This is a genomic window from Pseudonocardia sp., assembly GCF_025965585.1.
In the GTDB taxonomy this organism is placed as follows: Bacteria; Actinomycetota; Actinomycetes; order Mycobacteriales; family Pseudonocardiaceae; genus Pseudonocardia.
The window spans coordinates 1-5334 of sequence record NZ_JAOPWR010000063.1 but is presented as its reverse complement, the minus strand read 5'-3'; the positions used below and the strand labels follow the sequence as shown (position 1 = coordinate 5334).

The following is a 5334-nucleotide window of genomic DNA, read 5'->3' as shown; positions in this document are numbered from 1 at the left end:
ATGACCGCCGTCGGTGAAGAAGCCGTCAGCTCCCTCGCGCCGGGTTGGGCGGCTGCCGGTCTGGTGCCGGGCCAGAGGCGGTGTGACCCGGTCGGCCGGTCGCCACGGCGGGAAGCCCCGGCCGACTGGCATCCCCGACGGGGAGTGCGATCTCCACCGTGGTGCCCGCGCCGGGCGGGCTGCACAGCGAGATGCGGCCGCCGAGTGCCTCGACCCGGTCCTTCAGACCGACGAGGCCAGTGCCGCGGGTGAGGTCTGCGCCGCCGCACCCGTCGTCGCGGACGCGGATCCGCAGCACGTCGTCGCTAGTCTTCACCTCGATCTCCGCTTCTGAGGCCTGCGCGTGCTTGGCGGCGTTGGTCAGCGCCTCGCAGATCACGTAGTAGGCGGCGAGCTCGATCTGCTCGGGCAGCCGCCCGTCGACGCGGACGTCGAGGCGGACCGGGACGACGGAGCGGCGGGCGAGCGCCTTGACCGCCGGGCGCAACCCGCCATCGGCGAGGACCGACGGGTGGAGGCCGCGGGCGATCTCTTGCAGCCCGTCGAGCACCCCGGTCAGCCCGTTGGCCACCTCGTCCAGCTGCGCGTGCAGTTCGTGAGCCTCGGGCGGCACCGTCGCCTGCACCGTGCTGCGCAGGTACAGCGCGAGGGACACCAGCCGCTGCTGGGCGCCGTCGTGCAGATCCCGCTCGATGCGGCGGCGGGCGGTGTCCGCGGCGGCCACGATCCGCGCCCGCGACACGGTCAGCTGGGCCTGGGCCTCGGCGTTGGCCAAGGCGGTGGCGACCAGCTCGGTGAACCCGGCCAGCCGAGCCTCGGTGTCCGCGGCCGGCGGCTGTTCGCTCGTGGATATCACCATCACGACGCCCCACAGTCGGCCCGCAACGCTGATCGGCACGCCGACAACCGGGCCGAACCCCCGCTGACGGGCGAAGGTAGCGGCCTCGCCGGAGGCGTCGGTGCTGACGCCGAGTCGCGCCGACCGGCCCGTCTCGAACACCAGCGACACGACGTTCCGGCCACCGAGAAGCACCCGGGTGCCGACCGGGAAGGCCCCGGCGCCGCCGGTACTGGTCCACCCTCCGACGGCGGCCGCCGCGCCGTCCGGGTCGTACCGGCTGATGCCCGTGACGTCGGCGCCGAGCAGCTGTCCGACCTCGGCGGCAACCGCGGCGAACACCTCCCCCGGCGGCGCCGCCCGGGCGACCAGGGTCGCCACCCGGCGCAGCGCGGCCTGCTCCTCGGCGAAGCCACGCAGCTCCACCCGGGCGTGCGCGTTGGCGATCGCGGTAGCCACCAGCTCGGCGAACTTGGCCAGCCGCATCTCGGTGTCCCCCGGCAGCCGCTCCTCGTGCGTATACGCCACGAGCATGAAGCCCCACAGCTGCCCCTCGACGCTGATCGGCACGCCGACCGCCGAGCGGAACCCCCACTCGCGTCCGACACCGGCGCCCGCCCCCGAGGCGTCGTCGTAGTCATCGATCCGCGCCGGCCGACCGGTCTCGAACACCAGCGTCGTCACGTTCCACCCACCGAGGCTCCACCGGATCCCGGGGACCGGCCGAGCGACGCCGGTGCTGTTGCCGCCGGTGCTGTGCCACGTGCCGAGCATCGTGGGGCCGTCCGGGTCGTATCGGCTCAGATGCGTGAAGTCGACCTCCAGCAGTCGCCCGACCTCCGCGGTGACCGCGGCGAACACCTCCTCAGGCGGTGTCGCCCGGGCCACCAGCGTCGCCACCCGGCGCAGCGCGGCCTGCTCCTCGGCGAAGCCGCGCAGCTCCATCCGGGCCTGCGCGTTGGCGATCGCGGTCGCGATCAGCTCGGTGAACCCGGCCAGCCGCGCCTCGGTGTCGCGCGGCAGCGGCTGCTCCTGCCCTGACGCCACGCTGATGACGCCCCACAGCCGGCCTTCGACGCTGATCGGCACGCCGACCGCCGAGCTGAGCCGCCAGCCGCGCGCAGCATCGGCGACCGGGCCCGAGGCGTCCTCGTAGTCGTCGATCCGCGCCGGCCGGCCGGTCCGGACCACCAGCGACACCACGTTCCGCCCGCCGAGTTGCACCCGGGTGCCAATGGGAAAGGGCACGGCGGCGCCGGTGGCGCTCCACGCGCCGACGGACACTTGCGCGCCGTCCGACTCGTACCGGCTCAGGATCGTGAAGTCGACCTCCAGCAGCCGCCCGACCTCCTCGGTGACCGCAGCGAACACCCCCGCAGGCGCCGTCGCCCGGGCGACCAGCGTGGCCACCCGGCGCAGCGCCGCCTGCTCCTCGGCGATCCGCTTGCTCAGCCCGACAGCCGTCCTGACCTCCGCCCCCGGGCAGCAGCCACGCCGCCTCCCTAGCGCTACAGGTGCCCAGCGTGCTCGCAGCGTGGAGGGGAATCAAGACCCGTCCCGACGGACACCGACCGGCAAACGCCGCCACCGGGCAGCGGAGACGTCCCCGTCACCGCAGCCCGAGGATCGAGCCGCTCACCCCGCCGGGCAGGACCCACTGGGCACGAAGCGGGAACAGCCACCCGGCACGGGGCGCAGGACCAAGGGGGCTTTGAGCAGGTAACGCCGGGTTGTCCAGCGTCGGCGTGGCCGTCGAGTCCGGCCCGGCCGCCCGGACAGTTGATCATCGGGCAAGCTCCTCGAGCGTGCGTTGTTTGGTCTCGATGCCGTAGCGGGCGAAGACGGCGAGGCCGACGGCCAGCACCGCGGCGAAGAGCGCGAACATCCAGCCGATGCCGCCGGCGCGGGCAAGCAGCTGACCGAGCGCGATCGGGGCGATCACGGCCGCGAGCCCCCGCAGGGTGCTACCGACCATCGTGGCCCACGCCCGCATGCGCGTCGGGTACAGCTCAGCGGTGTACATGAGGATCAGCGGCGCGTTGATGTTGACCCCGATCAGCAGGATGGCGCCGGCAACGAACAGCACAACCCAGCCGGACATCCCCGCCAGTCCGATGGCGATGACGCCGGAGGCAGCGCCGATGAGGGCCAGGACGTAGCCCGCGATGAACCAGAACCGTCGGCCTAGACGGTCAAGTGTGGCCGCTGCGAGATAGACGACGACCATGTCCCCGACCGTGACGGTGGCGGACAGCAGCGACGCATCCGACGGGGTCACCCCGGCCCGCACGAGCAGGGTCGGCAGGAATGTAGCGAGACCCAACAACACGAAGAACGTGGTGAACCACGTGCACCACAGCATCGCCGTGCGCCGCAGGTAGCTCCGCGCGAACAGCTCGCCGAACCGCGTCGGCGGCCCCACGACGGCCGCGACGGGTACGGCGGCGTCCTCGTCGGTCCACATCCGCGTGCCGATCCTGCGGCTGGCCTCCATCCGCCCGATGATGGCGCGCGCAGCCTCGAGGTCTCCCCGATGCACGAGGTGGCGCGGCGACTCGGGCAACCGGAAGAACGCCCAGATCGCCGTCAGCGCGGGAACCGCGCCGATGGCGAACAGGTAGCGCCAGGCGTACTGCGGTGGGAACATCGCCAGCAGCAGCCCGCCGGTCAGCGAGGCCACGAGGCTGCCCCAGATGAACAGGCTCTCGTAGACCAGCACGATCTTGCCGCGCGCTCTCGCCCGCACGAACTCGTTGAACATGGCGACGGCGACCGGAACCTCGGCGCCCAACCCGATGCCCTGGATCAGCCTGACCACCAGCAGGCTCTCCACACTCCACGCCAACGCCGCGACCAGGGACAGCAGGCCGAACAGCACTGACGACGCGATGAACGCAGCCTTGCGGCCGAACCGCTCACTCACGAAGCCGAACCCGATGGCACCGACGATCTGGCCGAGATAGCCGGCGGCGATCAGGAAACCGGCCATCTCGACGCCCGCGCCGAACGTGCCGAGGATCGCGGTCATGGCAACCGCGATGGCAAGCGTGTCGAACGAGTCAAAGAACATGCCAAATCCGAGGATCAAGGCAATCAGCAGGTGGAACCGCGTGAGCGGCACCCGTTCCATCCGACTGAGCAGGGCGGCGCCCTCGGCCGCTCGGATACCGCCCGGCCGCGCTCCAAAAGCGCCTTTCCCGGTTGTCATGGCCGCTCCTTCGACGTAGTCCCCGACAAGCTCTCGCCAAGCTGGTGGGCCGAGCAAACCACCGCCGGGGAACGCGCAATCGATCCAAGTGGGCGGGCCAGCCTGGACAAGGTGCGCTGAAGGGCATTCGGGACGTACGGTGATCTCCGTGTCGGACGAACGGCTGCTCAGCACTGCCGCGACGGCGAAAGCGCTGGGTGTGTCCGGAAAAACGATCTGAGGTACGAGCAGCGAGGTCGGCTCACTCCGAGCGAGGTGCTGCCGTCGGGTCACCGGCGGGTCAGACACCCGCGGCGGGGGAACTCATCGGTCAGGCTGAGCAACACGCCCACCAGAGACACGATGACGCCGACGATGACGCTGGCCAGGGAGAACAGTGCCGGGGTGAGGGCGTCGACGGTAGCGGGGATGCTTTCAAACGGCATCCGTTCGCCGCAAAGCGCGTCTACAGGTCGATGTCGCCTGTCGGCCGCCGCGCGGGGGAGCACCGACGCCGTCGAAATGCCGGGGTAGGCAGGTCGGTAGTCCTGCGAGGACGTAGTGGACCTTTATGCCGCTCGGGCGGTGCGACATCGACTAATCACGGCTCGACCACGCGTAGGCTCAGGATCGATCGGATGTCGAGCAGTGTTCGCGTGCTGAGGGTCCGGGCTTTCTCCGCCAGCCAGGGTCGACGTCTTCGGCGGACAGCGCCGGTAGCTTCCGCGCGCCCAGAGCCGGAATGACGTGTTGGGTGGCCAGGATGCGGCGGGTCGCGACGGTTTCCGGGTCCCTGCCGCTGAGCCCGAACTCCAACCAGTCCTTCACGGCCTGGCCCACGGTGTAGACGTGCGGTGACATCATGAGACCGCCGTCGGAGTCGCGGATGACCTCCTTGAGTTTGTTCTTCGCCTCCGTCTTCGTTCGGCCGCTGCCGCGCTTGACGATCCGCTTTCCTGCGGGGGAGTGGCCGACGGTGACTGACGCGATCTACCGCTGTCGCGGTTCGTCCCGGTGCAGGCCGCCGTCTCCGCGACTACGCCGGCTCGCCATGTCGGGTCCCTGACTCCGCGATCAGAAGATCGACGTACTCGGGGACAGCCAACGCAGGTATCAGCCGGGAACGTCCCTGGCTGACCGTGGGGAGTCGGCCTGCTGGTATCTGACGGGTCCGGCGGCCCCGTCCACCGGGGTCAGGCATCGGGGGAGTTCTGCTTGCGGCGCTCCGGATCCCACTCGGCCTCCAGGTGCCAGTCGAACTTCTCGGCCACCTCGGCGAGACGCTCTTCCGTGGGGAAGTCGCCACCCT

The 5334-nt window shown here is 70.9% G+C and carries 3 protein-coding genes; all 3 read right to left on the bottom strand.

Annotated elements, in window-relative coordinates:
* Positions 1–25: 25 nt before the first annotated feature.
* Positions 26–2248, bottom strand: coding sequence for a GAF domain-containing protein (locus tag JWR81_RS03880; RefSeq protein WP_297646637.1), 2223 nt, complete (start codon positions 2246–2248; stop codon positions 26–28).
* 373 nt (positions 2249–2621) lie between these two features.
* Entirely contained in the window at positions 2622–4220 is a 1599-nt protein-coding gene (locus JWR81_RS03875; protein WP_297646635.1) for an MFS transporter, read from the bottom strand.
* 95 nt (positions 4221–4315) lie between these two features.
* Positions 4316–4471, bottom strand: coding sequence for a hypothetical protein (locus tag JWR81_RS03870; protein ID WP_297646633.1), 156 nt, complete (start codon positions 4469–4471; stop codon positions 4316–4318).
* Positions 4472–5334 lie beyond the last annotated feature (863 nt).